General features: G+C 64.2%; 24 protein-coding genes. 15 read left to right on the top strand and 9 right to left on the bottom strand.

Annotated features, from left to right (window positions below; translation table 11 throughout):
* Positions 1–100: 100 nt before the first annotated feature.
* Positions 101–475 carry a HipA domain-containing protein gene (locus MFF62_RS24485; RefSeq protein ID WP_309295917.1) on the top strand — a complete coding sequence of 125 codons (375 nt, stop codon included), beginning with the start codon at positions 101–103 and terminating at the stop codon, positions 473–475.
* A gap of 16 nt (positions 476–491) precedes the next feature.
* Here MFF62_RS24485 and pdxR read toward each other — a convergent pair whose 3' ends face one another.
* Entirely contained in the window at positions 492–2,006 is a 1,515-nt protein-coding gene (gene pdxR, locus MFF62_RS24480) for a MocR-like pyridoxine biosynthesis transcription factor PdxR (protein ID WP_238265716.1), read from the bottom strand.
* A gap of 95 nt (positions 2,007–2,101) precedes the next feature.
* On the opposite strand from pdxR, the gene MFF62_RS24475 reads away from it, so the two are divergent.
* The 3 genes from MFF62_RS24475 to MFF62_RS24465 all read left to right on the top strand — a co-directional run bounded on the left by MFF62_RS24475 (position 2,102) and on the right by MFF62_RS24465 (position 6,287).
* Entirely contained in the window at positions 2,102–3,367 is a 1,266-nt protein-coding gene (locus MFF62_RS24475) for a 4-aminobutyrate--2-oxoglutarate transaminase (protein WP_238265715.1), read from the top strand.
* A 241-nt stretch (positions 3,368–3,608) separates the two neighbouring features.
* Positions 3,609–4,616, top strand: a complete 1,008-nt coding sequence (locus tag MFF62_RS24470; protein WP_238265714.1) for a Bug family tripartite tricarboxylate transporter substrate binding protein — start codon at positions 3,609–3,611, stop codon at positions 4,614–4,616.
* An 81-nt stretch (positions 4,617–4,697) separates the two neighbouring features.
* Complete coding sequence (locus MFF62_RS24465; RefSeq protein WP_238265713.1) at positions 4,698–6,287, top strand: gamma-glutamyltransferase family protein; 1,590 nt, start codon at positions 4,698–4,700, stop codon at positions 6,285–6,287.
* A gap of 52 nt (positions 6,288–6,339) precedes the next feature.
* Here MFF62_RS24465 and MFF62_RS24460 read toward each other — a convergent pair whose 3' ends face one another.
* Complete coding sequence (locus MFF62_RS24460) at positions 6,340–7,263, bottom strand: LysR family transcriptional regulator (RefSeq protein ID WP_238265712.1); 924 nt, start codon at positions 7,261–7,263, stop codon at positions 6,340–6,342.
* A gap of 128 nt (positions 7,264–7,391) precedes the next feature.
* On the opposite strand from MFF62_RS24460, the gene MFF62_RS24455 reads away from it, so the two are divergent.
* Together MFF62_RS24455 and MFF62_RS24450 are read left to right on the top strand one after the other, a co-directional pair.
* Positions 7,392–8,573: a M20 aminoacylase family protein gene (locus MFF62_RS24455; RefSeq protein WP_238265711.1), complete on the top strand. Its 1,182-nt coding sequence runs from the start codon at positions 7,392–7,394 to the stop codon at positions 8,571–8,573.
* Between the two features lie 26 nt (positions 8,574–8,599).
* A complete protein-coding gene (locus MFF62_RS24450; protein WP_238265710.1) occupies positions 8,600–9,607 on the top strand; it encodes a Bug family tripartite tricarboxylate transporter substrate binding protein in 1,008 nt (335 codons plus the stop codon).
* A 36-nt stretch (positions 9,608–9,643) separates the two neighbouring features.
* On the opposite strand, the gene MFF62_RS24445 is transcribed toward MFF62_RS24450, so the two are convergent.
* Entirely contained in the window at positions 9,644–10,102 is a 459-nt protein-coding gene (locus tag MFF62_RS24445) for an adenylyltransferase/cytidyltransferase family protein (RefSeq protein WP_238265709.1), read from the bottom strand.
* A 534-nt stretch (positions 10,103–10,636) separates the two neighbouring features.
* Between MFF62_RS24445 and MFF62_RS24440 the strand changes: the two genes are divergently transcribed.
* Together MFF62_RS24440 and MFF62_RS24435 are read left to right on the top strand one after the other, a co-directional pair.
* Complete coding sequence (locus tag MFF62_RS24440; RefSeq protein WP_309295916.1) at positions 10,637–11,368, top strand: restriction endonuclease; 732 nt, start codon at positions 10,637–10,639, stop codon at positions 11,366–11,368.
* A gap of 51 nt (positions 11,369–11,419) precedes the next feature.
* Positions 11,420–12,013, top strand: a complete 594-nt coding sequence (locus tag MFF62_RS24435) for an excalibur calcium-binding domain-containing protein (protein WP_238265707.1) — start codon at positions 11,420–11,422, stop codon at positions 12,011–12,013.
* Between the two features lie 88 nt (positions 12,014–12,101).
* Here MFF62_RS24435 and MFF62_RS24430 read toward each other — a convergent pair whose 3' ends face one another.
* Positions 12,102–13,682, bottom strand: a complete 1,581-nt coding sequence (locus tag MFF62_RS24430; protein ID WP_238265706.1) for an isocitrate lyase — start codon at positions 13,680–13,682, stop codon at positions 12,102–12,104.
* 480 nt (positions 13,683–14,162) lie between these two features.
* On the opposite strand from MFF62_RS24430, the gene MFF62_RS24425 reads away from it, so the two are divergent.
* The 4 genes from MFF62_RS24425 (at position 14,163) to MFF62_RS24410 (ending at position 17,820) form a co-directional block, all read left to right on the top strand.
* Positions 14,163–15,083, top strand: coding sequence for an ornithine cyclodeaminase family protein (locus MFF62_RS24425; protein WP_238265705.1), 921 nt, complete (start codon positions 14,163–14,165; stop codon positions 15,081–15,083).
* Positions 15,084–15,250: 167 nt separating this feature from the next.
* Positions 15,251–15,493 (top strand): antitoxin, encoded by a 243-nt coding sequence (locus tag MFF62_RS24420; RefSeq protein WP_238265704.1) that lies wholly within the window; start codon positions 15,251–15,253, stop codon positions 15,491–15,493.
* Positions 15,490–15,909, top strand: a complete 420-nt coding sequence (locus MFF62_RS24415; RefSeq protein WP_238265722.1) for a type II toxin-antitoxin system VapC family toxin — start codon at positions 15,490–15,492, stop codon at positions 15,907–15,909. Before MFF62_RS24420 ends, MFF62_RS24415 begins: the two co-directional genes overlap by 4 nt.
* A gap of 225 nt (positions 15,910–16,134) precedes the next feature.
* Positions 16,135–17,820 (top strand): site-specific integrase, encoded by a 1,686-nt coding sequence (locus MFF62_RS24410; RefSeq protein WP_238265703.1) that lies wholly within the window; start codon positions 16,135–16,137, stop codon positions 17,818–17,820.
* A gap of 24 nt (positions 17,821–17,844) precedes the next feature.
* Here MFF62_RS24410 and MFF62_RS24405 read toward each other — a convergent pair whose 3' ends face one another.
* The 4 genes from MFF62_RS24405 to MFF62_RS24390 are packed head-to-tail and all read right to left on the bottom strand — an operon-like array spanning position 17,845 to position 22,684.
* A complete protein-coding gene (locus MFF62_RS24405) occupies positions 17,845–19,407 on the bottom strand; it encodes a TolC family protein (RefSeq protein ID WP_238265702.1) in 1,563 nt (520 codons plus the stop codon).
* On the bottom strand, positions 19,394–21,379 hold the full coding sequence (locus MFF62_RS24400; RefSeq protein WP_238265701.1) for an FUSC family protein: 1,986 nt from the start codon (positions 21,377–21,379) through the stop codon (positions 19,394–19,396). Before MFF62_RS24400 ends, MFF62_RS24405 begins: the two co-directional genes overlap by 14 nt.
* On the bottom strand, positions 21,360–22,424 hold the full coding sequence (gene mdtN / locus MFF62_RS24395; RefSeq protein ID WP_238265700.1) for a multidrug transporter subunit MdtN: 1,065 nt from the start codon (positions 22,422–22,424) through the stop codon (positions 21,360–21,362). The genes MFF62_RS24400 and mdtN overlap by 20 nt, the downstream gene beginning before the upstream one ends.
* Positions 22,421–22,684 carry a YtcA family lipoprotein gene (locus tag MFF62_RS24390; protein WP_238265699.1) on the bottom strand — a complete coding sequence of 88 codons (264 nt, stop codon included), beginning with the start codon at positions 22,682–22,684 and terminating at the stop codon, positions 22,421–22,423. Before MFF62_RS24390 ends, mdtN begins: the two co-directional genes overlap by 4 nt.
* A 122-nt stretch (positions 22,685–22,806) precedes the next feature.
* On the opposite strand from MFF62_RS24390, the gene MFF62_RS24385 reads away from it, so the two are divergent.
* Both MFF62_RS24385 and MFF62_RS24380 read left to right on the top strand, forming a co-directional pair.
* Positions 22,807–23,682 (top strand): flagellar brake domain-containing protein, encoded by an 876-nt coding sequence (locus MFF62_RS24385; protein WP_238265698.1) that lies wholly within the window; start codon positions 22,807–22,809, stop codon positions 23,680–23,682.
* A gap of 98 nt (positions 23,683–23,780) precedes the next feature.
* Positions 23,781–25,226 (top strand): HdeD family acid-resistance protein, encoded by a 1,446-nt coding sequence (locus MFF62_RS24380; protein WP_238265697.1) that lies wholly within the window; start codon positions 23,781–23,783, stop codon positions 25,224–25,226.
* Positions 25,227–25,239: 13 nt separating this feature from the next.
* Here MFF62_RS24380 and MFF62_RS24375 read toward each other — a convergent pair whose 3' ends face one another.
* A complete protein-coding gene (locus MFF62_RS24375) occupies positions 25,240–26,142 on the bottom strand; it encodes a LysR family transcriptional regulator (RefSeq protein ID WP_238265696.1) in 903 nt (300 codons plus the stop codon).
* 120 nt (positions 26,143–26,262) lie between these two features.
* Here MFF62_RS24375 and MFF62_RS24370 point away from each other — a divergent pair, with 120 nt between their 5' ends.
* Complete coding sequence (locus tag MFF62_RS24370) at positions 26,263–26,829, top strand: TetR/AcrR family transcriptional regulator (RefSeq protein ID WP_238265695.1); 567 nt, start codon at positions 26,263–26,265, stop codon at positions 26,827–26,829.
* Positions 26,830–26,876 lie beyond the last annotated feature (47 nt).

The raw sequence follows: 26,876 nt of genomic DNA, 5'->3' as shown, positions 1-26,876 counted from the left end.
GAACCAGTTTGCTATTCTCTATGAGGAACGCTTCACCCACCCCGCATCGCTGAGATAATGCTGGCTCACCGGCTAAGTTGACGGTGAGCCTTTAACTGCCCTGAACACAAAAACGCTGACAGGCCCGTATCGCCCGCAGCGCCGTCTATTCGCCAGCGCCCATACCGTCCTCAGACTTCCGCTGGACGCCGTCCGGGGTGATCCGCGACGCTCTTATCTAAATTTTGGAGATGCCCGGCGCGTATGGGCGAGGGGGCGGGAAGAACTTGGTGCGCAACTTCAGGAGTTGTGGCGGCGTATGGTCTTTAACGCGCTGGTGGGCAACACCGACGATCATCCGCTGAACCATGGGCTGCTTCATGACGGCGGAACGCAGCGTAGCTGGCACTTGGCTCCGGCTTTTGACATTACGCCCGTTGAGCCCACCCGTTTTCGTACCGCTGCTCGTTCAGCCGCAGCATGTTTTCCAATCTGAAGCCTGCGTAGCAAATCTAACCACGCTTACGCCCAATACCCCCACCCCCCACCAAACACCCCAACAAAACATCAAACGCCGGCCCAATTTCCTCCTCCGGCACACACGCATACCCCAACAGCAACCCACGCTGCACCACCGACCCAGAAAAATACCGCGACAACGGCCGCACAAGAATCCCCCGATCCCGCGCAAGATTGGCCAGCGCCACGTCATCCACGTCATCAGGCAGCCGCAGCACCAAATGCAAACCGGCATTGCTAGCATGCTCATGCAGCGCCTCCGGCCCAAGATACCGCTCGATCAATCCAGCCAGCACCGCTCGCCGACGGGCGTAGAGCGGCCGCATGCGGCGGATGTGCGCGGCGTAGTCCCCAGCCTGGATAAACTCGGCCACCGTGGCCTGCGTGATCAGGTGTCCGGCGCGGTACAGGTCGGCGTGGGCGGCCTGCATGGGGCCTGCCAGCGCTTTCGGCAGCACGATGTATCCCATGCGCAGGCCGGGATAGAGCGTCTTGCTGAACGTGCCGATATAGATGACCGGCGCATCGGGTTCCATCCCTTGTAGCGATGGAATGGGCTGGCCGGCGTAGCGGAACTCGCTGTCGTAGTCGTCCTCGACGATCCAGCTGCCGTGGCGGCGTGCCACGTCGAGCAGGGCGCGGCGGCGGCGCAGGCTCATCACTGCCCCCAGCGGATACTGGTGGGACGGGGTCACGAAAATGAAGCGGGGCGAGGGCGTGCTGGCGTCTTCGGTGGTGGGCAGCGTCATGCCTTCCGCGTCCACTGGCATCGGCGTCATGCCGATATCGCTCAGCTGCAGCACCCCACGGATGCCCCAGTAGCCGGGCTCTTCCACCCACGCCTGGTCTCCCGCCGAACCGAGCATGCGCGCCACGAGGTCGATGGCTTGATGGATGCCTTCCGTAATCAGGATCTGGTCCGCGTCGCACCGGGTGGAGCGTGCCACGCGCAGATGGGCCGCCACAGCTTCGCGCAGCGCGGGCAGGCCGCCGCCATGGCTGTAGCTAAGCCATTCGGGTTGCGGTTGCCGCCAGAGCCGCGCTGCGATCTGGGCGTAGCGCCGGTGCGGAAAGCGGAGCAGGTCCGGTACGCCGGGCATGAACGCGCCCCATTGCACCGGAGACGCCGATGCGCCTGACAGCAGGCGCTGCCCTCGGGGCGACAGTCCTGGCATGGCAGGCGGCGCGATGTCGCGAGATTCGGCCGCGGTCGCGTTCAGGAATCGTTCCGGTGCAATATCGGCCACGAAGGTTCCGCTGCCGGTGCGGGCGCGCAGATAGCCCTCGGCCAGCAGTTGCTCGTAGGCATACATCACCGTATTGCGGGACAGGGCCAGCTCGGCGGCGAGGTCGCGCTGTGGCGGCAGGCGGGTGCCGCTGGCCAGGCTGCCATCGAGGATGGCGCCCCGGATACAGGCGTAGAGCCCGCGATTGAGCGGGCGCGTCAGCGCCGCCGTGCCGTCAGGCCCGAGCCGCTGGAGCAGCAGGTCACCGCAGATCGATTTCAATTGGCACCATCGGATTTGTGAAAGTGGCGCTCGATTGTAGAGCCAAAAGACGGTGGAATGGGGCCATCACATCTTGTCGACCCGCCCCTGCCATCATGAAGAACCACGAATTGAACCAGTCCCGAGCCCAGCACACCCCGCGCGGTGTGGGGGTGATGTGCGATTTCCATGCCGACCGCGCCGAGAACGCGACGCTGTGGGATGTGGAAGGCCGCCAGTTCACCGACTTCGCCGCCGGTATCGCAGTGTTGAACACCGGTCACCGCCATCCGCGCGTGATGGAGGCCATTGCCGCGCAGCTGGGGCGCTTCACCCATACCGCTTACCAGGTGGTGCCCTACGCGGGCTACATCACGCTGGCCCAGCGGCTCAACGAGATTGTCCCGATCAAGGGTCCGAACAAGACCGCGCTGTTCACCACCGGCGCCGAGGCCGTCGAGAACGCGGTCAAGATTGCGCGGGCCTACACGGGCCGTGCCGGTGTCATCGCCTTCTCGGGTGCCTTTCACGGCCGGACGCTGCTGGGCATGGCGCTGACCGGCAAGGTCACGCCGTACAAGGTGGGCTTTGGCCCGTTCCCGTCGGACATTTATCACGCGCCGTTCCCGAATGCGCTGCACGGCGTCAGTACCGCGCAGTCGCTGCAGGCGCTGGAAAGCCTGTTCAAGACTGATGTCGATCCAAACCGCGTGGCGGCGATCATCGTCGAGCCGGTGCAGGGCGAGGGTGGCTTCCAGCCCGCGCCAGCTGATTTCATGCGCGGGCTGCGGGCCATTTGCGATCGCCACGGCATCGTCCTGATTGCCGACGAAGTGCAGACCGGATTCGGTCGCACCGGCAAGCTGTTCGCGATGCAACATTTCGATGTGCAGCCTGACCTGATGACGATGGCCAAGAGCCTGGGCGGCGGCATGCCGCTGTCTGCCGTGAGCGGCCGTGCGGAAATCATGGATGCGCCGTTGCCTGGCGGACTCGGTGGCACCTACGCCGGCAACCCGCTGGCCGTGGCCGCCGCGCACGCGGTGCTCGACGTCATCGCAGAGGAGCAGTTGTGCGATCGCGCCGCCGCGCTGGGGCAGCAGCTGAAAACGCACCTGGAGGCGCAGCGCGCCAAGTGTCCCGCGCTGGCCGAAGTGCGTGGCCTGGGGTCGATGGTCGCCGCCGAGTTCTGCGATCCCGCCACGGGCGCCCCGAACGCCGAGGCCGCGTCGCGCGTGCAGAAGCGCGCGCTGGACGCCGGGCTGGTGCTGCTGACCTGCGGCACCTACGGCAACGTGATCCGCTTCCTCTATCCGCTGACGATTCCGCAGGCGCAGTTCGATGCGGCGCTGGCCGTGCTGACGCAAGCGCTGGCTGCATAGTGCGGCGCGCGCTGATCGGGGCCGCCCGAGTGGTGCCCCTGATCGGTGCCCGCGCTTCACCGCGCAGCATGAGCGGTCTCGATACGGTGCATGCCTCCCGCCAACTTCCGGAAGAGGAAGGGGGTGGGAAACACGCGCCGCCGCGCTGGCAATTTTGCAGTGGTACGCATTTTGCGCAAGGCATGGCACCACGCGGCGAAGTCAGACCCGTGGCACTTGTTCGATTAACGAGGGTATAGCGATGCGTTTCAACCGTTCCACAACATTCCGGGCACTCCTTTCCATCACGCTGTTGGCCGCCGCGTCAACGCTATCGTTGGCCCCATCCACGGCTTCCGCACAAGCGGCCCGCGACTGGCCGACGCAGCCAATCCGCATCGTCGTGCCGTTCCAGGCCGGCTCCGCTACCGACCTCATCACGCGCCAGCTCGGCATGGGCCTTGGCAAGGAGTACGGCCAGACGTTCGTGATCGAGAACCGTCCGGGTGCTGCCGCGATGATCGGCAGCGAAGCGGCGGCGCGCGCGCCTGGCGACGGCTATACGTTACTGATGTCAGGCCCGGCTTCGATGGTGACGAACCGATTTCTGTACAAGAAGCTCAGCTACGATCCCGATGCGTTCGAGAAAGTGGCCGTCGTTGCCATCACGCCCAACCTGCTGATGTCGAATCCGTCGCTGCCGTTCCGCACGCTGCCGGAGATGGTGGCGTATGCCAAGGCCAATCCGGGCAAGCTCACGTATGCGTCGTTCGGTTCGGGCACCACCTCGCATATCGCCGGCGAAATGCTGAAGGCGGCAGCCGGTATCGATATCGTCCACGTACCGTACAAGGGCGCTGGCGAAGCGATTCCGGCGCTGCTGGCCGGGCAGGTGTCGATGTACTTCGACACCATCATGACAGGCCTGCCGTATGTGAAAGCGGGCAAGCTGCGCGCGCTCGGCATGTCCACTGCAAAGCGCTCGCCCCAGGCGCCGGAGATCCCGACGATTGCTGAGCAGGGTTATGCCGGCTTCGATATCGCGCCGTGGTATGGCGTCGTTGCACCCAAGGGCACGCCTGCCGAAGTGGTGTCCAAGCTCAACGTGTCGATCAACAAGCTGCTGGCCACGCCGGATTTCCGTGAGAAGCTGGCCGTCACCGGCGCCGAGCCGCGCGGCGGCAGCGTGGCTGATTTCAATGCGATGGTCAACGCGGAGATTCCCCGCACCGAGAAGCTCGTGAAGCAGGCCGGCGTGACGCTGCAGTAAGCGCTTGGCGTTTTACCGTGGCGCCCCCGAGGCGCCACGTATATCCATACCGAACTACCGAAACACCGAACAAGATTCCCAATGCTGCCTTTCGACTGGTCCTTCCCCTATCCCTCCCAGAAAATGCCGCTGCTGGCGGCTAACGCGGTCAGCACCAGCCAGCCGCTGGCGGCCCAGGCCGGCCTGCGCATGATGTATGCGGGCGGCAATGCCATCGACAGCGCCATTGCCACGGCCATCGCGCTGACGGTGGTGGAGCCGGTCATGAACGGCATTGGCGGCGACATGTTCGCGCTGGTCTGGCATGAAGGACGCCTGCACGGCATCAACTCCAGCGGCCGTGCACCGGCTGCCTGGACGCTCGACCACTTTGCGGGCCGCGACAAGATGCCGTCAGTCGGCTGGGATACGGTGACGGTGCCCGGCCAGGTGGCAGGGTGGAAGGCGCTGTCCGCGCGCTTCGGCAAGTTGCCGTTCGCCAAGCTGTTCGAGCCGGCCATCGAATATGCGGAGCACGGCTTCCTGGTCTCGCCGCAGATCGCGCGTCAGTGGGCCGCACAGGCGCCTGTGCTGCGCGACCAGCCCGGCTTTGCCCAGGCATTTCTGCGTGACGGCCGCGCGCCGCAGGCCGGCGAGCGCTGGCGCTTTCCGGAGCAGGCGGCCACGCTGCGCAAGATCGCGGAAAGCGATGGGGCGAGCTTCTACAAGGGCGAACTGGCTGCGAAGATCGTCGAATTCGCCGAGACCACCGGCGGCGCTATCCGCGGCGACGACCTAGCCGCGCATGAAGCGGCATGGGTAGACCCGATCTCGCAGGATTTCCGGGGCTACACGCTGCACGAGATTCCGCCGAACGGGCAGGGCATCGCCGCGCTGATCGGGCTGGGCATTCTTGACCGCTTCGATATCGAGTCGATGGGTGTGGATAGCGCGGACTTCTATCACGTCGGCGTCGAGGCGATGAAGCTGGCGTTTGCGGACCTGCACCGGCATGTGTCGGACCCCGCCACGATGCAGTATCCGCCGGCCGCCTTTCTCGATCCGGCCTATCTGGCCGACCGCGCAGCGTCCATCGACATGCGCCGCGCTGGCAAGCCCTCGGCCGGGATGCCGAAGACCGGCGGCACCGTCTATCTGGCATCGGCCGATGCGCAAGGCTCGATGGTGTCGTTTATCCAGTCGAACTACCGTGGGTTCGGCTCAGGCGTGGTGGTGCCCGGCACCGGTATCTCGCTGCACAACCGTGGCGAGGGCTTCAATCTGAAGCCGGGCCATGCCAATTGCGTGGCGCCGCGCAAGCAGCCCATGCATACGATCATTCCTGGCTTTGTCACGCGCAACGGCGCGCCGGTCATGGCGTTCGGCGTGATGGGGGGATCTATGCAGGCGCAGGGGCACGTACAGATGATGGCGCGCCTTGCCGCATTCCGCCAAAACCCCCAGGCCATGAGCGATGCGCCGCGCTTCCGTGTGGAGCACGGCCCTGTGGTCAACGTTGAAGCCCATCTGCCGGCCGATGTGGTGTCGGTGCTGCGTGAACGCGGCCACCACGTGGAAGTGGCGCCGCGCGACAGCCTGGAGTTTGGCTCGGCGCAACTGATCTACAAGGCGCAGGATGGCTACATCGCGGCATCCGATTCGCGCCGCGACGGGCAGGCGGTAGGCTTCTGACCCCAGCCTGACAAGCGCCGGCCCGTTCGTACGCGCCGGCGCCCCTCACCGGTCAAGGCCCGGGGCCCAACGCAGCCGGCATCCGCTTTACCGCGTGCGCGAGCATGCTCTGCGCAATGGGAGAAAGCGGACGCCCGGCGCGCGTCATCACGTGGAGGCGGCTGTTGTTCAGGATGGGATTTGCCAGCGGAATCGGCACGAGGTCCGCATACTGCGTGCCCTTCAACGGCAGGGAACGCGGGGTCATGATGTAGCCAAGGCCCAGCGCCGCAAACTCCCACAGCACGCGGAACGAGTTTGTCTCCGCCATGGGCTTCAAGGTGACTTGCTCGTCCAGCTCGGCCGCCTGGACATGTTTGCGCACCCCGAACGATCCGACAAGCGCCGCGCCCTGATAGGGCAGCAGTTCCGCCAGGCTCAGCGCCTTGCGGCGCTTCGCGAGCGGATGATCGTTGCGGACATAGACACGGATGGGCGACAGCCTTGAATAGTGAGACCGTAACCGGTCATCGTTGGGTGGCTGGAACACCAGGCCGATATGCGCCATGTCCTCCAGCAGCAATCGCACCGATTCCTCCGTTCCCGCAACGCGCAGGTTATAGGTGACACCGGGCCGGCCGAGTATGAAATCGCTCAGGACCGGTTGCAGCACCATGTCGACGAAGCCCTCGCCGAACACCAGCTCGATGTGACCTTGCTGCGCATTCCTCAGGCTGTCTATCTCCGCCTGGAAGGTGTCGTGCAGATCCTGCTGGCGGCGCGCGAACAGGGCCAGCATCCGGCCCGCGTCGGTCACTACCACACCCCGCCCCCTGCGTTCCAGTAGGGTAAGTCCGATGTCCTGTTCGAGCCTGGCCACGGCGCGGCTCACCATCGATGGATCCACGGAAAGTGCGTCCGCCGCGCCACGTACTGACCCCGTTTCGATGATCTGCAGGAGGCAAAGGGCTCGCTTGCGATCCAGTACGTCTTCCATAGTCTCTCGGTGTGGTTGAGGGCGATTTAACCGTTGCTAATTTTACAACGATCATGAACATGAGTTGTCATGGATACAACGGTTGAGTCTGCAGATAATGCCTTCATTCTGCCGACGCCTACAACACCATGAGACAAGACTCCAGCGCAGCCCTTCAGAAGTCCATTCAGACGATGGCCCCCGAATTCGTGGCGATCCGCCACCAGATCCACGCCCACCCCGAACTGGCTTTCGAGGAGCGCCGCACCAGCGACCTCGTGGCAGAGCAACTGTCCGCATGGGGCTACAAGGTCCATCGCGGATTGGGCACGACAGGCGTGGTCGGTACCCTGACGAAGGGGCGTGGTACCAGGTCCCTGGGCATTCGGGCAGACATGGATGCGCTGCCGATCCAGGAAAAGACCGGTCTGGAGTACGCCAGCACGCTGCCCGGCAAGATGCACGCGTGTGGTCACGATGGGCACACGGCCATCCTGTTGTGCGCCGCGCGCTATCTGGCGGAGTCGGTGGATTTCAACGGAACGCTGAACCTGATTTTCCAGCCTGCCGAAGAAAACGAGGGCGGGGCGCTGCGTATGGTGGAAGAGGGGCTCTTCGACCTCTTCCCGTGTGATGAGATCTACGCCCTGCATAACGCCCCTGGCCTGCCCGTTGGCCAAATCGGCATGATCGCGGGCCCGGCAATGGCTTCCTTCGATCGCGCAACAATCACACTGACCGGCCGCTCCGCCCACGGTGCCATGCCGCACCATGGCATCGACGTGATGCAGGGCGCGGCCAGCATGGTGCTCGGCCTGCAATCGATCGTGAGCCGCGAGGTTGATGCGCTCAAATCGGCAGTCATCACAGTCGGCTCGATCCAGGCAGGTGCTACCTACAACGTGGTCCCCGAGAGCGCTACGATCAAGATTGGCGTCAGAACCCTCGATCCCCAGGTGCGCGACCATGTGGAGCGCCGCTTGCGCGAATTCATCCAGGCGCAGGCACAGAGCTACCAGCTCAAGGCGGACGTGCTCTACGAGCGGAAGTATCCGGTGCTGGTCAACCATGGCGCCCAGACCGCCAGGGCGCGGGAGGTGGCTGTCCAGTTGCTGGGCGAGGACAACGTCGTGGCGCGCGGCCCCGTGATGGGAAGCGAGGACTTTGCTTACATGCTGGAGCACCGGCCCGGTGCCTACGTGCGCCTGGGGAATGGCCTCGGCGAAGACGGCGGCTGCATGGTCCATAACCCCCTGTACGACTTTAACGACCGCGCCCTGCCAATTGGTGCGGCTTTCTGGGCCGCACTGGCCACTAGCTACCTCGCCTGACCCCCAACGACAATAAGGAAACCATCATGACGTCGCAGCCACGCCGCCGCTTCCTTCAACACGCAGGCCTGACGGCCGGCGCATCGATGCTTGCTGGCTTGCCCGCCTGGGCAGCAGAGGCGTTCCCGACTCATCCGCTGGCATTGGTGGTGCCGTATCCCGCCGGGGGCGCCAGCGATACGGGCGCCCGAATTTTTGCGGAATCCATCAGCCGTAGCGTGAAGCAGCAGGTAGTGGTGGAGAACTACGGCGGCGGCACTGGCTTGATCGGCGCGAACAAGGTGCTAGGCGCGCCGGCGGATGGCTACACGTTCTTCCACGGCTCGATCAACGAGGTGTTCCTGGCACCGATGCTGAATCCTGCCGCACGGTACAAACCGCACGATTTCTCGCTCGCCGCGCCGATCACCGAAACCCTGATCGTTCTGATGGTGCGTAATGGCTTGCCCGCGGACAGCTTCGACAAGTTCCTGGATCTGGCCAAACAGAACAAGGGCAAGCCGATGACCTATGCCACCGTGGGCGTCGATTCGATGTATCACCTGATGGGCGATGCGCTGGGCACCCGTATCGGCGCGCCGTTCCTGCACGTTCCCTACAAGGGCGGCGCACCGGCGCTGCAGGGCCTGGCGGGAGGCGAGGTGGATTTTGCGATCCTGCCGTATCAGACGAGCTTTGACGCCATGGCAGGACAGGGACGGCTCAAGATCCTGACGTGCTTCTCGAAGTCGGTGCCTGCGCCGCTCAAGCACATTCCGCTGATTTCTCAAAGCCGGCAGGTGCCGGACTTCGAATACGCGATCGCCGGCGGCTACTTCGTGAAGCGTGGCACCCCCGAGGATCGCGTGGCCGTGCTGCGCAAGGCTATCGGCGAGGCACTGGTCAATCCCGAGATTCGCGCGAAGCTGGAAGCCGAAGGCCGCAAAATCGAGTCGCCGATCAGCTCACAGGCCCAGGCGAATCAGGCGTTCGATGGCTATATGACCCGCGTCACGCAACTGATCCGCAGCGTCGGGCGGCAGACGAACTCCTGAAGACGCGTGTGAAATCGGGACGCATCGGCGTCCCGTTCAATGCATGCTGATCGAAAGGGAGAGCGCTACGTCATGGAAGTAACGGGAGTTGCGTACCGTCAGCAAATCTTCCGAAGCACCGCGCTCTTCCTGCAGTAACTGGATGTCACAAAGGTGCGCCAGATGGCCTAGCCGGCCGCGCCACTTGCTGCCCATAGCCAGGACGTCGATATCGTAAGCCGCGATGTCCTTGGCCTTCTGATCCCAGCTTGTCTCGGGAATCACGAAGTCAACGCCCTTGAAATTCCGGACAATGTCGGCGCGGTCCTGATAGCTGATAACCGTCCGTTCCCCCCTTTCGGCAGCAAACTCGTCGGTGGCCACGGCCACGATCACCGTGGTCCCCATCTGGCGGATCCGTTCGAGCAATCTCACATGGCCGATATGGAAAAGGTCGAAGGTGCCATAGGTGATGACGGCACGGTTGGGCCGGAGATCGAGCGTGTGGAGGGTCATGGCGCGGTCGTGTGATGGGGCGGCGTTTGCCGATACCACGACTACCGCAACGGCCGTGCCACCAGCGCCGTCACCTGTCCGCACGACCCGCCATTCGCGCAAACCGTTGCGGGACAAGACTTTGCGGCTTGCGACACCCACGATGCGCCATGATCAATCGGAGTGGATCACGTTACGTGTTACGTAACGGGTGGGCTTCTTGTTCCCAAAAATGCGACCCTGCTAATAACGAGATTCTCGCGGCACGGCACCCTGGCACCGATTAATTCGCCACGAACCCTGCCTCCATCGTGGGGTGTTGGAACACAGCAACCAATACCCCGAATCACCCCTGTTAAATTTCCGCCCCAAACAATGTAAACAAATAGAGGCGGGTCAATGGGTCGAAGAGGTAAAAGGGCGCCATCGCTCAGTACTATCTTGCTGGAGTCTCCTTGGTGGGTCTCATTTTTGCTAGCGCTGGCTAGTTACATTGGGTTCTACGCAGTCATTCCCGCCTTCTTTGCTCCGAATCCCTATCTGGTCGGGCTTGCCATGACCAGCCGCTCCTTGGCGTGGCTGCCGGCCGCAACGTTCAGTTTCTTGGGGCTGCTCGCCTTTCTCCGTGCCCGAAAGCGCCAGCAGAAAGCGCATTCGCCGCTCGGCGACGTCAGCAGTCCGCCGACAGGTCGCCATGGTCGAGTTCCAGGAGGCGTTCCACAAAGCCAACCAAAAGAGCCCACCGAATGGTCCCTCGACGCTCTCAAGCAACTGGAATGGAATCGGTTCGAGACGTTGTGCGTCTGGTACTACGAAGCCATGGGTTTTACCGTGACAACGATTTCGCACGGCGCGGATGGCGGAATCGATGCCACGTTATACAAGCAGGGCATGTCGGCCCCCATTGCAGTCGTCCAGTGCAAAGCTTGGCGGTCGCCGATAAAAGTTGAAACGGTTCGCGCACTAGGTGGATCGATGCACGCCAACAAGGTCCAGCGTGGCGTGTTCTGGTCGCTCACAGGCTTCGTAGGTCGGCCTGTCAAGGATTATGCCGCCGAGGCAGGCATCCAGTTGCTGGACGGTGCCGGGATTGTCGAGCGCATCCGGGCACTCGACCATGACAAACAGGCGGCCTTGCTGGCCAAAGCATTTGAAGGTGACTACCGCACCCCAACGTGTGCCGCTTGTGGCGTGAAACTAGTAGAGCGAGAGGGGAAAGGTCGGTTGTTTTGGGGTTGCCAGAACTTCTCAAAAGGCTGCCGGATCACGCTCCCGCGTGCGGCGTGACTCCGTTCACCAAGGCACAGAAGCCCAACACCTTCCGCAGAAATCCACCTCATGCCGCATGAATCGTCAAAACCCCTGAACGTCCGTCTCGAAGGCAGGCTCAAGACCTGGAACAACGACAAAGGCTTCGGCTTCATTACGCCCACGGATAGCGGGGCGGATATTTTTATCCATATTTCGGACTATCCAAGGCGCGATGGGGCGCCGAGGCTCGGCGAGCCATTGACGTTTCTTGTTGCGATTAACAAGGATGGCAAGAAGAAAGCGATCAGTGTCCAGCGGTCCCAAAACGGAACGGCGATGCAATATCGGCCACGCAACCAGCCGCCTGCGCGAAGCTCGATAGGTTTTCGTCTGGTGGTTGTTCTTGTTGTGGCGGTGCTTGGGTTCGGGGGATACAAGTACTTCGACCAAAAATCCCACACGTCGCAAACTGTTGCGGCAGACCCAAATCTGGTCCTGACCTCGGAAACCCCGGCCGCATCCAACCTGTTCCGATGCGACGGGCGGAGGCACTGCTCCCAAATGACATCGTGTGCGGAAGCCAAATACTTCCAGAAGAACTGCCCAAACACGGAAATGGACGGTGACGGCGATGGCATCCCGTGCGAGTCTCAATGGTGCACCGGCAGCTTGTTCAAGTAGCCGTCGACCGCATCGAGCACGCGCCCACCACAACAAAAAAAACGCCAACCCCTCTCAGGGTTGGCGTTTCTCATGGGGATAACACCAATCAGAACTGATTCATCGTGTTGTCCTTGCCTGCCGCCTTCAGCGCAGCGTCGCCGCTGAAGTATTCCTTGTGGTCGTCACCGATGTCCGAGCCGGACATGTTCTGGTGCTTGACGCAGGCGATGCCCTGGCGGATTTCCTTGCGCTGCACGCCGACCACGTAGCCCAGCATGCCCTGGTCGCCGAAGTATTCCTTGGCCAGGTTGTCGGTCGACAGCGCGGCGGTGTGATACGTCGGCAGCGTGATCAGGTGGTGGAAGATACCGGCTTCCCGTGCGGCGTCGGCCTGGAAGGTACGGATCTTCTCGTCGGCCAGCTTTGCCAGTTCGGTTTCGTCGTACTCCGCGCTCATCAGTTGGCCGCGTTCGTAGTTCGACACGTCCTTGCCGGCTTCCTTCAGCGCATCGTAGGCTTGCTGGCGGAAGTTCAGGGTCCAGTTGAACGACGGGCTGTTGTTGTACACGAGCTTGGCGTTCGGGATGACCTTGCGGATCTCGCGGACCATGCCGGCGATCTGCTCGATATGCGGCTTTTCGGTTTCGATCCACAGCAGGTCGGCGCCGTTCTGCAGCGACGTGATGCTGTCCAGCACGCAGCGCGCTTCACCCGTGCCGGCACGGAACTGGAACAGGTTGCTCGGCAGGCGCTTTGGACGCATCAGCTTGCCGTTCTGCTTGATCACAACGTCACCGTTGCCCAGCGTGTCGGCCGAGATTTCTTCGCAGTCGAGGAACGAGTTGTATTGGTCGCCCAGGTCGCCCGGCGTGTGGGTCACGGCGATCTGCTTGGTCAGGCCGGCGCCCAGCGAGTCGGTACGGGTCACGATGACGCCGTCGTCCACACCCAGTTCCAGGAACGCGTAGCGGATGGCGCGGACCTTGGCCAGGAAGTCTTCATGCGGCACGGTGACCTTGCCGTCCTGGTGGCCGCACTGCTTCTCGTCGGACACCTGGTTTTCGATCTGGATGCAGCAGGCACCGGCTTCGATGAACTGCTTGGCCAGCAGGTACGTGGCTTCGGCGTTGCCGAAACCGGCGTCGATGTCGGCGATGATGGGCACCACGTGCGTCACGTGGTTGTCGATCTTTTCCTGGATGGCGGCCTTGGCCGAACCTTCGGCGGCGTCCAGTTGGCGGAACAGACCACCCAGTTCACGGGCGTCGGCCTGGCGCAGGAACGTGTACAGCTCGCGGATCAGGGCGCTGACCGACGTCTTTTCGTGCATCGACTGGTCGGGCAGGGGACCGAATTCCGAGCGCAGCGCAGCGACCATCCAGCCCGACAGGTACAGGTAGCGGCGATCGGTGCTGTTGAAGTGCTTCTTGATGGAAATCATCTTCTGCTGGCCGATGAAACCGTGCCAGCAACCCAGCGACTGCGTGTACTTGGACGGATCCGCATCGTAGGCGGCCATGTCGGCGCGCATGACCTTGGCCGTGTACTTGGCGATGTCCAGGCCCGTCTTGAACTTGTTCTGGGCACGCATGCGTGCTGCGTACTCGGGATTGATCGCATTCCAGGCACTGCCGTTGGTCTCTTTCAGAGCGGCGATTGCCTTGATGTCGTCTTGATACTGGGCCATGGGAAATTCCTAAGGGGTAACGCGTTTGTAGAAGAGTTCCGGGTGCCGCCACAGGGTGTCGAAGCAAGCAGCGTGGAAACAATTGTATAGCCGATTCTTCGTTTGGAACCCAACTCTTATATAAGACATAAGACTTTGTTTTTCGTTATATTTCAATTAGATAGCAATGATATTTTGTAATGTGGAACGTGTTTTCTCAGAACGAAACAGGTGGGGTCGGCGGAGTACCGGCGAAATTTCGCAATGTGGAAAGGTCTTTCAGTGGCCGGATTTGGAGGGCGGACATGCGCTGCAGGATGTAGCCGCGTCAGCAGGCCGGTGCTCCACGAGCAAGAATCAGCAGCGGCGATCCACTATGTCGCTGCCATACCTCCAGGACATAGCTGCCGACATATAGTCACTAGACGCAGCGCCGCGATCCGGAAACAATCGGCCTCTTCATTTGCAGATGCAAACCCTCTAGCCGACTGGAAACACGCCATGACACTGATTACCGATGAGCAGGTTCGTAACGTTCTCACGCTGCGCGAGAGCAGCGACGTGGTGCGCGATGCGTTTGTCGCGGCCGCGCGCGGGCAGGCGGTGACCTTGCCGCGCTCGCGCACGAACCTGGATCATCTGACGCTCAGCGTGATGGGCGGAATCGTGGCGCCGGCGGGGATGTGCGGCGCCAAGGTGTATTCGACGAACGCCGGCCAGTTCGATTTCGTCATCGTCCTGTTCGACGGCAAGGACGGGCATTACCTGGCGACGATCCAGGGCAATGCCTTGACCGAGTTCCGGACCGCCGCCACGACGCGCGTGGCCATCGAGGCGCAACAGCCGCCGAAGGGCTCGACGCTGGCGATCTTCGGGACCGGCGTCCAGGCCAGGGCCCATCTGGCCACCATGCTCGAACTCGGTGTTTTCCGTCGGGTGTTCATCGTCAGCCGGGGTGATGGCGCGGCGCTGGCCAATGATTTCGCCAAATCCCATCCGGAGGTCGAGTTCAAGACCGCCGACGCGGCGACGGCGGTGCCCGAGTCGGACGTCATCATTACCTGCACGCGCAGCGCGACGCCGCTGTTCGATGGGAATCTGCTGAAGGCCGACGCAATCGTGGCGGCCATCGGTTCGAGCAAGCCCCAGACGCGAGAGATCGACGATGTCACGCTGCAGCGTGCGACGCGGATCATCGTCGAGCACAAGGAGCAGGCCCGCAAGGAAGCTGGCGACCTGGTCATGGCCAAGGACGGCATCGTGGACTGGGATCGCGTTGTGGAGATTGGCGATGTGCTGACCGGCAGCGCCGCCAACAGCCCGGCGCAGGGTATCGGGGTCTATAAGTCGGTCGGCGTCGGTCTTGTCGATGTTGCTCTTTCCGCGCTGGTCTACCAGAAGATCACTGGCGCGAAGGGGTAAGGGGTCAGGCGCTCGGTCCCGCCGCGCCCGAGCGCCTGGAACGACTCCCGGCAAGGATCTACCCGTGTGGCATACGAGTCGGGCGATGCCGTCCGAACGGTCCTCCTCGCTGGCAGTAGCGCAGCGACAAGAATTGGCATATGCTACGGCATATGCTAGGAGAGACCATGAACCCGCAAAACGCCCTGCGCCATGTGCGCCTGTTTCGAAACGGTCGAAATCAGGCAGTCCGGATCCCCCGCGAGTTTGAACTGCCGGGGGAAGAGGCAATTCTGCGCCGCGAGGGCAACCGCCTCATCCTGGAGCCGGTGGCTGTCGTGCCCCTGCAAGCGTTGATAGCTCAGTGGGAACCGCTGGACGAGGACTGGCCGCAGATCGACGACTTGCCGGCGGAGCGCGTGGATCTCTGATGCTGTACTTGCTCGATACAAACATATTGTCCGACGCGATCCGCAACACCCGCGGCGCGTGCGCCGCCCGGATCGCGGGGAGTGATCCAGAAACGCTCTGCACCTCCATCGTCGTCGCTTCGGAACTTCACTATGGCGTCGAGAAGAAGGGTTCGGAAGCTCTCGCCCAGCGGGTGTACCAGGCACTGGCTGGTCTGCAAGTGCTGCCACTCGCTGCCGATGCGGAACTGCACTACGGAGCACTTCGCGTGCAGTTGGAACGGGCGGGGCAGGTCATTGGCGCGAACGACATGTTGATCGCGGCCCACGCGCTGGCGCTGGACGCCGTCCTTGTCACTGATAACGTAGGGGAGTTTTCGCGCGTCTCGGGACTACGCGTTGAAAACTGGCTCGTTGCCGACCGCGTGGATGGTTGAATCGCCTGATGGCCCGCTCCCTGAACCATTGAATCGCCTTCGCCCGCTTGCTGCATAGCGGGCATCACCATCTACCGTTGCGCGTCGCTTCGGTTTCCAGTCTGCGCGATATGGTCGTAGTGGCGGCTGTCGCGGCGCGGCAATACGAAACTTGATTTTCACCAATCCTATAGCGATAAGTATTCTTATCGCCATAGCGTCGATGGGCTGCTAAACTCCAGCCCCATGAAATCGCCCAGACCCAGCGCCACCCCGTTCGCATTCCCCAACGCCGATGCCATCGCCGCCCTGCGTGCCTGGCACGCCGGCATGTCGACGCGGAAAGCGGTGACGCAGTACCTCGACGCCGACCGTGACAACGGGCAGTCGTCGCGCGGGATTCTGGGCGGCATTCGCCGGCAGTTGGCCGATTACGCCCGTTACCGGCATCGCGAGGATCTGGCGGAGCTGTTCGAGTTCGCGGCGTCGGAGCGGGGGAAGCAGGGCAGGGCGGCGGACCAGGCCATAGAGGCGTTGCGCAAGATGCCGCCGCCTTCACCGGCGGTGGCGGACGACATTGGGATGTGGCTTGCCCCGGCGTTCGTGGCGGCGTTGCGGGCGCAGGATATCCACACGTTGGCCGATCTGACCGTGCGCATTCCACGTCGGCGTCAGTGGTGGGCCACCATTCCAGGGCTGGGAATCAGAGGCGCCCGCCGGATCGAGGCGTTCTTTGCTGAATGGCCGGAACTCACGGCACGCGCCCGTGCGTTGATCGCGGCCGAGCCGCGTGGGATGGTGGTGCCGTGGGAGCAGATGGGGCATCTGCCGCACGAGGTGGATGGCTCGCTGGGCCAGTTCCGGGCGCCGCGCGAGACCTGCTCGCTCAACGCGGACAACGACTACGCGGCCGTGCAGGCGTGGCTGGGTTTGCATGAATCGCCGTCCACGCTGCGCGCCTATCGCAAGGAAGCAGAGCGTCTGATCCTGTGGGCGATCATCGAAAGAGGCCGGCCGTTGTCGTCACTGACGACCGAGGACGCCACCGCGTACCGCAACTTCCTGCGCCAGCCCATGCCGCGCGAGCGGTGGGTGGGCCCGGCACGGCCGCGCAGCGCGGCGGACTGGAAGCCGTTCACCGATGCCTTGTCGCCGCGTTCGGCCGCCTATACGCTGCAGGTGCTGGGCGCGCTGTTCCGCTGGCTGGTGCAGCAGCGCTATGTATTGGCCAATCCGTTTGCCGGGCTCAAGGTCAGGGGCGGGGCCAAGGTGGCCGCGCTCGACGTGTCGCACGCATTCTCCGAAGGCGAATGGATGCTGACGCGCAGTTTTGCCGATGGGCTCGAATGGTCCTATGGCTGGGAAGCACCGGCGGCGCAGCGGCTGCGCTTTATCCTCGATTTCACATACGCTACCGGCCTGCGTGCCAGCGAACTGGTGGGCGCCACGCTGCGCAATATCGAAACCGATATTTATGGCGACCACTGGCTGCATCTGGTCGGCAAGGGCGCCAAGGCCGGCCGCGTCGCGCTGCCGCCGCTGGCGCGCAATGCGCTGGACCGATATCTGGTGGACCGCGGCTTGCCGGTGACGCGTGCGCAGTGGGATCCGTCCACGCTGATCGTGGGCAATCTCGGCACCGATGAAAGCGGCGGCATCACCGGTGCCCGACTGTGGATGATCATCAAGCGGTTCTTTGGTACGGCGGCCGATCAGCTCGAAGCCGAGCGCCCGGCTACGGCCGAGAAGCTGCGCCGCGCCAGCCCGCACTGGCTACGCCACACCCACGCCACCCATGCGCTGGCGCGCGGCGCCGAATTGACCACGGTGCGCGACAATCTGCGCCATGCGTCGGTATCCACGACTTCGCTCTATCTGCACGGCGACAGCATTAAACGGGCACGGCAGATGGAAGACGCCTTTGGCGAATAAAGCGGTTAGGGCGATCAGGACAGGTCAGGGCGTCTTGCCGATATCGCCGGCGGCCAGCGCCAGCGTGGCTGCGGCAGACAAGGCCGCGCCATAGGCATCGGCCGATGCATTGCGCGCCAGCAGTAGCTGGTTTTGCGCCAGATTAGCTTCCGTCACCGTCCCAACACCCTTGCGGTAGGCGTTGAACGCCGCGTCATACGTGACCTGCGCGGTGTCCGCCAGCGCCCGCGCGGCATCGTAGGCGGCCAGGCTCGACTCCAGCGCGCTCTGGCTGACCACCACCTGGCGCACCGATTCCTGCTTGGCGCGCGTCAACTTGGCCGAAGCGCTATCCACATCATTGCGCGCCTGCGCCAGGACGGCGGATCGCATACCGGCATCGTAGATCGGCACGGTCACGCCCAGGAACACGCTGTTGCCGTATCGATAGCCGTTGAGGTTGACCGTTGGCGGCTGCTGGCCCACGGGCGGAATCGCGGTAATCGCCGACCCGCCCGACGCATAGGACGCAAAGGCCGACATGAACACCTTTGGCAGGAACGCCGCTTCCGCGGCCTTCACCCGCGCCTGGTTGGCGCGTTCTAGCGCATAGGCGCCCAGCACGTCGGGCCGCTGGGCAATCGCACGTTCCACGATCTGCTCGACGGAACTGCGCAACGCGGGCGACAACGGCCGAATCGGCATCTCGGCAATGGTGGGCTTCGACAGCGGCGAGATGCCGACCGCCGTCACCAGCCCCAGGTAGGCATCAGTCTCGGCGCCTTGCGCCTGCACCATGGCCAGGTTGGTTTGTGCGCGATTCTGCGTGGCCTGCGCCACCTCGACGACCGTACCGATTCCGCGTGCATAGCGTGCCTTGGCGGCCGCCAGCACCGCGTCGGCATTGGTCATGGCCTGGTCGATCGTGCGCAGACGCGACCGCGCCGCCTGATAGCGGTAGTACGCCACGCTGACGTCGTGGATGATGCGCTGGTGCATGGCCGTGAACGCGATATTCGCCGCCACCGTGGCCTGCTCGGCGGCTTCTACCACGCCCGCCCGTTCCCCAAAATCGAATAGCAGCCATTGCAGCGACACCACCGAGATGGCTCCCGAATGCGAAGCATCGACGCTGGCCTGACCCAGTGCGGTGGAATTCGACAGCCGGCCGTTCTGCCACCCACCCATCGCCGCCACCGAGATCTGCGGCAAATAGCTGCTGCGCGCGATGCCCGTGGCCAGCGCCGCGTTGCGGGCATCGTTCCAGGCCACGCGGGTGAGCGGATTCGACGATTCCGCCAGATCGATCAGTTCGGCCAGTGAATAGGCGTGTGAGGCGTCGAGCGGGGCCGGCGGTGCAATCGTCGCCAACGCGGAATTGGCAGGCAACGTGTAGTCGGACGGCCGATCCTGGGGTGCGGGCCGGCTCGCGGCGCCGGCGACGATCTCGCCGGATTCCTTGGTCACTGGCCACCAGGGCCGGTCGGGCTGCGGCGGCGCCAGATCGACTGCGGACGTGGCACAGCCGGCTAGCGCGAACGTTGCCGTCGCGGCCATGGCCAGCACGGTAGGCATCGGCAGGCGGGCCAGCGGATCAGGGTTGCGCATGCGGAGACGGAGGGATGGCAGCGTCCGGGGACGATTCGGCCAGATGTTTGTCGACGACGGCCAGCAACGCGCCGCGCGCCAGTCCATCGGCATCCTGTGCTGGATGTGCCGTTGGCTGGCTGGGAAGTGGGCCGGCTTGCCTGACCGCGTGCAGTCGCGCTGCCACGTCAGGGTCGTCGGGAAAACGTTCCGCCAGCAGGAACAGTGGCCCGGCCACGGCGTCGAGCACGCCCAGGCGCTGATGCTTTTGAGCGATCCATCCTGACGGCGGCCCAATCGAAGCCGGTTCGTAGCGGGCCAATGCCAGGTCCTGCGCAATGCTGCCCTGCAGACCCAACGCCGACGCGGCGTGCACGCGGCGCGCATCTGGCTTCTGTGCCGCGAGCAAGGCCTGCCACTGCTCGACCAGCGTGGCCAGTGCAGACTCGATTCGCCCGGCGATGCTGACCGGCCAGATCCGTGTGAACACCAGGTACACCACAAGATTGCCGATCAGGATGCCAATCACGCGGTCGCGCACGATGGTCAGGTCGAATCCCGGTCCCGGCCCTTGGATCACGCACAGGTAGAACGCAAACGCTATCTGGAACCCTGCGTAGGCGATGCGTGGGGACCCCATCGCCACCCATGCCGACAGCCAGGTGCCCAGGAAGACCAGTGCCAGCAGCCCTCCAACTGAATCGAGCGACGGCACGACAAATATGATGGCCGCTGTGCCCAACGCCGCGCCCACCAGGCAGCCCGCCAGCCGTAGCGTCAGCTTTTCCACGGACTCCGCGGCCGTGCCTAGCGATACCAAATAGACGGTGATAAAGCAGGTATGGATGCCCGGCCAGTTGAGCTGCTGGTAGAGCAGGTAGCAGAACATCGCCGCGCCAGTGGTTTTTAGGGCGTAGTGGATGTGCGAGCGGTTGGTGAATGCGTCGGCATCGAGGAAGCCGCCGGATTTCTTCGCCGGCTTCACGGCCACGGCCTGTGGGGCGGGTTCGGCATAGCGCTCGATGGCCTGGCGCAATGCCGTGGCCACCGATTGCTGCAGCGGTGACAGGCCCGCGACATCTGGCAACGGCAGGGCGATTTCCACCGGATAGCCGCACGCATCGAGCATGGGCGCCATGGCGTCCAGCGTATCGGCGATGGGTTTGGTAATCGCGGCCGGCAGTCTTGCCTCGGCCTGCCGGGCGGCGACGTCGGCCGCCATCAGGATAGCCATGGTCGATGCCGCTGCTTGCCCCAGCGCCGCCGCGTCGGCCGTATTCGCGCTGCCTTCGAAATTTGCCAGCTTCAGCCAGCCCGCCACGGGCTGTACGCCATCGCGCAGCACCTGGCCTAGTGCCGTCCCGGAGCCGGCCGGGTCACGCAGGCTTTGGGCCGCAATCCGCAAGCAGTGGGCCAGGCGCGCGCCCGCCAGCCGGCGCGGCGACGGGCCGATCAGCAGGTTGACCACCACGTTGGCGCCAATCGGGATGGCCACCATCAGCCATGCAAAGAGCAGCGCGCGCGTGGCGATCTCCCCCGCTGGCACCAGACCCAGTTCATCGAGGCCGAAGCCGATGATCATCGCCACGATGCCTCCCACGGGGCGCAGCTTACTGGCCGAGGTCAGGAAGAGCAGGGCGGCGGACAGCACCGCCATGCAGGCCACGCGCAGCATCGGATCGTCGAGCGTGACGTTGGCCAGCCCGATCACCATGCCGACGATCAGCGTGATCAGCACCAGCATGGCCACGCTCATCACGATGCTGCTGGTGCGGTCGGCGCGGTTGATGAAGAAGATCACGTAGGCGGAAATCGCGGCTTCGGGTGTGCCGTACATCGCCGCGATCAGGGCGGTCAGCGTGCTGGCCGCCGCAATGCGCGTGGTGGCGGTGCTACGCCCGGGAAACGGCGCCAGCAACGCCCGCAGGCCAGCGAACCCCGGCCATGGCGAGGGCGCCGATGGCAACCGCGGCTCAGCGGCAGGCTGCGCCATGCCGTACCTCGACCGTGGCGCTGGCGCCCACCCGGGCCAGCGTTTCCGGCGGCTCCTCGAGCTTGATGCGCACCGGAAAGCGATGCGCCACGCGCACCCAATTCACCGACGGCTGCACATACGGCAGCGCGCGCGGCAGGTTGAGCCGGTCGGTATCGGTAATGCCCACGCCGATCCCCTGCACAGTGCCATGCAGCGCCTGACGCCGGTCGATCATCGAATAGACCGTGGCGCAGTCGCCCACGCGGATATTGGCCAGGTCGGTCTCGCGGAAGTTGGCCACCGCGAACCATTCGCCGGTATGCACCAGCAGGAACAGCGACTGGTTCGGGATTACGACTTCGCCGGGCAATGACCTGAGGCTGCTGACACGGCCCGCGTGCGGGGCGCGCACCACGGTGTCGTCGAGCGCGCGCTGCGCGATGGCCAGCGCGGCCTCGCGCGCCTGCACCGTGGCCACGGCATCGTCCTCGCTGCCCACCGCCTGCGCCGTGGTGGCGCGCTGCAGTTGCGCCTGTTTCAAACTGACGGCGGCGTCGCGCGAGGCTACCTCCGCCTGGTCGAGCTGCTGCTTCGGCACGTAGCCATCGGCGGCCAGCGGACGCAGCCGCTCCACGGTGCGGGCGGTCAGCGCGTAGTTTTGCTCGGCGCGTGCAATCTGCTCCGACGCCACCGAAGCCGTGCCACGTTCCGTGCCGATCGTGCGCTTGCGCGTGCCAAGCATGGCCTTCGCCAATTCCAGGTCGGCCTGGGCCTGGGCGACGGCCAGCCGGTAGGGCACCGGGTCGATTTCAAAAAGGATCTGATCGCGGGCCACCCGCTGGTTGTCTGAAACCAGGATGCGGGCAATGCGACCGCCGACCGGCGAGGCCACGTGCACGAAATCGGCATCGAGCGCGGCGTCGTCGGTGGAAGGGTAGCGAACCGTGCGCTGCCAGGCGTAGATTGATAGCAGCACGGCAAGCAGCACGATGGCCAGCGCAATCAGTTTGCCCCGCAATGGCCCGCCAGGACGCCCGCCGTTGCCAGCACCCGCCATTTTCATAGGATGTGCCCCGTGCCGATTAACCAGACGATTTCAGCAATCATCAGGCCGATTGCCGTATTGACCAGCAGTTGCAGGCGAACCGTTTCCGCCCAGCGGGTGGCGATGAAGATCCGCCAGCTCACCAGCGCCCCAGCGATACCCACCATCGCGCTCAGGAGCCAGAGCGGAAAATAGGCGCCCAAAAGGGCCACGGACGGCGCGCCGGCACAACCATGCAGCAGGACAGCCAACGCAACGAGCGAAAGCAAGCGTGCCATGGGACGGGATGGCGTGGAGGGTCGGAATGTGTCCACGGAATATAGCAGTGCCGAATCCGGATTGTCCAAGGGCCAAAGAAAATTTAAAGTGGCGACTGAAAACATACAGAAAAGGGCAAGCGATGCGCAGGGAAGTGCAGGCTGACGATATCGAGCTGGGCAGTCCGCTGAAGGCGGCGCTGGTCGACGAACTGGGGTTTCCGGTCGCCGACGAGGGGACCGTGTTCAATACCGCCGAGGAACGCACGCTCGCGCTGCGGGCCGGCCGCTGCTTCTGGGCCGACGACCTGGCCCCGCTGCGCGCCGACGCGCCAAATGCCCCCTGGCACGACCGCTACGGCCTGCTGGTCGGCACGCTGCTGCACGTCAAACGGCCAGGAGACGCCAACCGCGCGGCCGTGAGCCGCCTGATCGGGTTCAACGAAGGCGCCGCGTTCATCGGCTGGCCCAGCCTGGCCGGCATCGCTGCTGAGATCGCCGATGGCGAGACCGTGCTGTTCCGCGGGTTCTCGGGCACCAATATCCACAGCTTCTCGGCGCGCGTCCAGGCCACGTCGCGCACCCCGTTTCCGTACTGGATGCTCGACGACATCCGCCATCTCGAAGCCCGCGAGCTGCGCGGCAGCATCCGTGTGCCTGTGCGCCTGGTGGCGTCGCTGTCGCTGGCTGATGGGCAGTCGGCGCGGCAAACCGTGCTGATTACCGACCTGAGCACCGGCGGGGCATCCATTTCCACGGCATCGGACCAGTTCAGCACGCCCGGCCAGCAGGTCAAGCTGGAGTTCACTTTGCAGGCCGCCGGCATGAAGAAAAAGCTCTCCGTCGACGGCTGGACCCGCGAAGACCCGGATGCCGACGCCTCCGAGCCGTTCCACCACGTCGGCGTTGCCTTCGACACCTACGGCGAGCGCGAATCGCTGGTGCTGTACGCGTTCATCCACGAACAACTGCTGGAAAGCGCCACCATGCGGCCCGGCAGCAAGGGCGGCCCGGGCTAAGCCGCGCCGCCGATCGGGATGTGACGCCCAGGCCGGAGGTCGCGCGATGGCCCTGTTGTGACTAGAATCCGCGAGGAGGCCGTCGCGGGGGAGACACGATGATCCGACTGGTGCTGATCCTGCTGGGATTCGACTATCTGCGCCAGCGCGCCCGGGGCATGTTCTGGCTCGGTATCGGCTTTCTGGTGGCGGGCGTGGTGCTGCTGGTCGATGGGCTGGACGGCGCGGTGTACTTTCCGCTGGAACTGTTCGCCATCCTGCTGCTGGCGGCCGGCGCCGGCACCCTGGTGGTGGCCTTTGTGGGCGCAGGCGGCATGCGCAGCCTGCGGGTGTTCAAGGCACTGGCCTTGATCCTGGCAGCGTCGCTGGTGCTGGCGGGCCATCACCACGGCGAATTCTGGCTGTCGATGATCTTCGGCACGATGTTCCTGGTGGACGGGCTGCTGCAATGCGTGTCGGCCAGCCTGGTGCGGTTTCCGCGCTGGCGCTGGGCGGTGGGCACCGGCGTGCTGGAAATCGTCATCGCCATCGTTTTCTACCAACCTTATCCCTCGCATTACCAGGGCACCGTGCCGTTTGCGCTGTCGCTATGGCTGCTGTTTGGCGGCTGGAGCATGGTGCTGCTGGCCCACCGCGCGGTGCGCGTGCCGGCCACGGCCACCATCGAAAGCCTGATGCATGGGCCGCGCCGGCGTGGCCACTCGGCATCGGCGCATCATCGTCACGAAGGGCCGCCGCTGTGGGCCGGCACCGAATTCGCCGCCATCCACAAGGTCACCAAGACGCTGCTTTTTCCGCAGCCCGTGCCCCTGCCGCCACAGGAGCCCAACGGCACGCCGGCGCTGACCGTGCACGTCTGGACGCCCTCGGGCTCCGTACGCGATCCCATGCGGCGCCGGCCCCTCATCGACCGCTACATTGCTGCCGTGGATGCCAACGGCGCCGTCTGGACCGGGCATGCGGCACTGGAATCGCCCGAAGGCATCTATATCAGTTTCGATCCCGCGACGCCGCTGAGCCGTACGCCAGACAGCGTCGCGCAGGCGCTGCGTGCATCCATCGACAACGATGTACAGGGCATGTTCGAGCCGGACTACGCAGCGGAAAGCGCGCGCCGGGGCGAGTCCACGGCGCGCGTGCATCTGCGCAACTACGATCCGGATCGCCTTGAACGCTTCTGGCATGCATGGCGCGCCGACACCACCTATAACCTGACGTACCGCAACTGCGCCGTCAGCGTGGCGCGCGGTCTGGAGGCCGCGGTGGAGGGCGCGTTGATGCGCCGGCGCGACAGCCGGCATGGCTGGACCATGCTGCTGAAGGTCATGCTGACCCCCGAACTATGGATGGCCGCGCAGATCCGCAAGCGCGCCAAGACCATGGCTTGGACACCCGGACTAGTGCGCGACTACGCGCGGGCGCTCAGCCTGCTGGTGGATGCAGACCCGCGTCGTGCGTGGCAGTTCGGGTTGCCGGTGCTCAAGCGTCTGCGCCGGCAACGGCGGAAATGGCGCGAGGAAGATCGCCAGCACCATCCGGAATAAGGACCCTCGGGCCTTATTCCTCGAACGGCTTGCTGCCCAGCACGCTAACCACGTAGTCGACAAAGCAGGTAATGCGCGAGGCGAGGGCGGTATTGCGGTAGTAGACCGCGTTGATCGACTGGCGCACGTCGAGCGTCTGGCGCGCAAATAACTGCACCAGCCGGCCATCGCGACGATCGGCCCGGCTCATGAAATCGGACAGGCAGACGATGCCCTGGCCGGCCAGCGCCAGGCTCCGCAAGGTCTCGCCGCTCGATGACGCAATGGTCGGCTTGATATGGACAATGCCGCCGCCGGCATCGCGCAGCGGCCAGTCATTGAGCGAATCGGGCTGGGTGAAACCCAGCAGCGAATGCCCCGGCAACTGCTCCACCTTGGTCGGCGTGCCATGGCGCTTCAGGTAGTCGGGGCTGGCCATCACTCGGATCCGGCTCGTGCCGATCGGGCGGGCATGCAAGGTGGAATCCTTCAACGTGCCGATACGGAAGGCCACATCGGTGCGCTTTTCGATCAGGTCGATGATGCCCTCGTTGGAGTTCAGCTCCAGCTCCACGTCCGGGTAGCGTTCCCGAAAGCCCTCCACCAGCGGCACGATCACATGCAGCATGAACGGCGTGGCGGCATCCACCCGCAGACGGCCCACCGGACGCATGCGCCGCGCCGCCATCTGCTCCTCGGCATCGTCGACCATGGCCAGGATGGCCCGCGCGTGCTGCAGGAATGCCGCACCTTCCTCGGTCAGTTCCAGCCGGCGCGTGGTCCGGCGCAGCAGCGTGGTCTGCAGCTTCTCTTCCAGTCGGCTCAGCGTGCGGCTGGTGGCCGAAACGGTCAGTTCCAGTTGCTCCGCGGCCGCCGTGATGGATCCCGTGTCGACCACGGCCGCAAAGGCCAGCAGTTCGTCGATGGTCGTTTTCATTGTTGATTTCGGATCAAGTCTCTCGCACTTATACACGGCCTTCGGCACAAAAGTAAGCGTCTTCGGATCTGGCTCATCGAATTCTTGACCAATCGTTCCAATATGGCTACAGTGCAAGCCATGGCCAGACCTAAAGAATTCGACAAGGGCGAAGCGCTCGACGCGGCAATCCACGTGTTCTGCGAACACGGTTTCGCGGGCACGTCCGCCACCATGCTCACCAGCGCGATGAAAATCGGCCGGCAGAGTCTCTATGACACCTTCGAGGACAAGTGGCAGCTGTACTGCGCCGCGCTGCAGCGCTATGCCGAAACGGAAACGCAGGCCCACATCGCCGCGCTGCGCAGCGGCCCGACGGCCATCGACGGCATTCGCAAGATGATGGATCGCGTGGTGCGCAACGCCCACCAGCCATGCCTGGGCGTGGGCTCCATCAGCGAGTTCGGCGACAAGGACGAACAGGTCAACGCCATTCGGGACGCATCGGGCAAGTTGCTGTCGGCGGCGCTGATCGACACCATCCGCACGGCGCAGCAGGATGGCGACATGGTGGCCAATGCCGAACCACGCCATATGGCGGCATTCCTGTGGGCCAGCATCTCGGCGCTACGACTCGCCGCGCGTGGCGGTTCGGGCGATACCGAGTTGCGTGCGCTGGGTCAGCTGGCCATGCGAGCGCTGACCTGATTTTTTTGACCATTCTGGAACGAATGTTCCATAACTGATCCGTACTA

The sequence above is a fragment of the Cupriavidus pauculus genome, assembly GCF_022179805.1.
GTDB lineage: Bacteria > Pseudomonadota > Gammaproteobacteria > Burkholderiales > Burkholderiaceae > Cupriavidus > Cupriavidus pauculus_E.
The sequence above is the reverse complement of the archived record's forward strand: the minus strand, read 5'-3'. Positions and strand labels throughout refer to the sequence as shown.

Coding starts and splice junctions, on each gene's coding strand:
- MFF62_RS24405 (WP_238265702.1), bottom strand. CDS start 19,407: ATGCGCAACCCTGATCCGCTGGCCCGCCTGCCGATGCCTACCGTGCTG.
- MFF62_RS24370 (WP_238265695.1), top strand. CDS start 26,263: ATGGCCAGACCTAAAGAATTCGACAAGGGCGAAGCGCTCGACGCGGCA.
- MFF62_RS24380 (WP_238265697.1), top strand. CDS start 23,781: ATGATCCGACTGGTGCTGATCCTGCTGGGATTCGACTATCTGCGCCAG.
- MFF62_RS24385 (WP_238265698.1), top strand. CDS start 22,807: ATGCGCAGGGAAGTGCAGGCTGACGATATCGAGCTGGGCAGTCCGCTG.
- MFF62_RS24440 (WP_309295916.1), top strand. CDS start 10,637: ATGACCAGCCGCTCCTTGGCGTGGCTGCCGGCCGCAACGTTCAGTTTC.
- MFF62_RS24410 (WP_238265703.1), top strand. CDS start 16,135: ATGAAATCGCCCAGACCCAGCGCCACCCCGTTCGCATTCCCCAACGCC.
- MFF62_RS24435 (WP_238265707.1), top strand. CDS start 11,420: ATGCCGCATGAATCGTCAAAACCCCTGAACGTCCGTCTCGAAGGCAGG.
- MFF62_RS24400 (WP_238265701.1), bottom strand. CDS start 21,379: ATGGCGCAGCCTGCCGCTGAGCCGCGGTTGCCATCGGCGCCCTCGCCA.
- MFF62_RS24450 (WP_238265710.1), top strand. CDS start 8,600: ATGACGTCGCAGCCACGCCGCCGCTTCCTTCAACACGCAGGCCTGACG.
- MFF62_RS24390 (WP_238265699.1), bottom strand. CDS start 22,684: ATGGCACGCTTGCTTTCGCTCGTTGCGTTGGCTGTCCTGCTGCATGGT.
- MFF62_RS24445 (WP_238265709.1), bottom strand. CDS start 10,102: ATGACCCTCCACACGCTCGATCTCCGGCCCAACCGTGCCGTCATCACC.
- MFF62_RS24470 (WP_238265714.1), top strand. CDS start 3,609: ATGCGTTTCAACCGTTCCACAACATTCCGGGCACTCCTTTCCATCACG.
- MFF62_RS24455 (WP_238265711.1), top strand. CDS start 7,392: ATGAGACAAGACTCCAGCGCAGCCCTTCAGAAGTCCATTCAGACGATG.
- MFF62_RS24420 (WP_238265704.1), top strand. CDS start 15,251: ATGAACCCGCAAAACGCCCTGCGCCATGTGCGCCTGTTTCGAAACGGT.
- MFF62_RS24465 (WP_238265713.1), top strand. CDS start 4,698: ATGCTGCCTTTCGACTGGTCCTTCCCCTATCCCTCCCAGAAAATGCCG.
- MFF62_RS24425 (WP_238265705.1), top strand. CDS start 14,163: ATGACACTGATTACCGATGAGCAGGTTCGTAACGTTCTCACGCTGCGC.
- mdtN (WP_238265700.1), bottom strand. CDS start 22,424: ATGAAAATGGCGGGTGCTGGCAACGGCGGGCGTCCTGGCGGGCCATTG.
- MFF62_RS24375 (WP_238265696.1), bottom strand. CDS start 26,142: ATGAAAACGACCATCGACGAACTGCTGGCCTTTGCGGCCGTGGTCGAC.
- MFF62_RS24430 (WP_238265706.1), bottom strand. CDS start 13,682: ATGGCCCAGTATCAAGACGACATCAAGGCAATCGCCGCTCTGAAAGAG.
- MFF62_RS24475 (WP_238265715.1), top strand. CDS start 2,102: ATGAAGAACCACGAATTGAACCAGTCCCGAGCCCAGCACACCCCGCGC.
- MFF62_RS24460 (WP_238265712.1), bottom strand. CDS start 7,263: ATGGAAGACGTACTGGATCGCAAGCGAGCCCTTTGCCTCCTGCAGATC.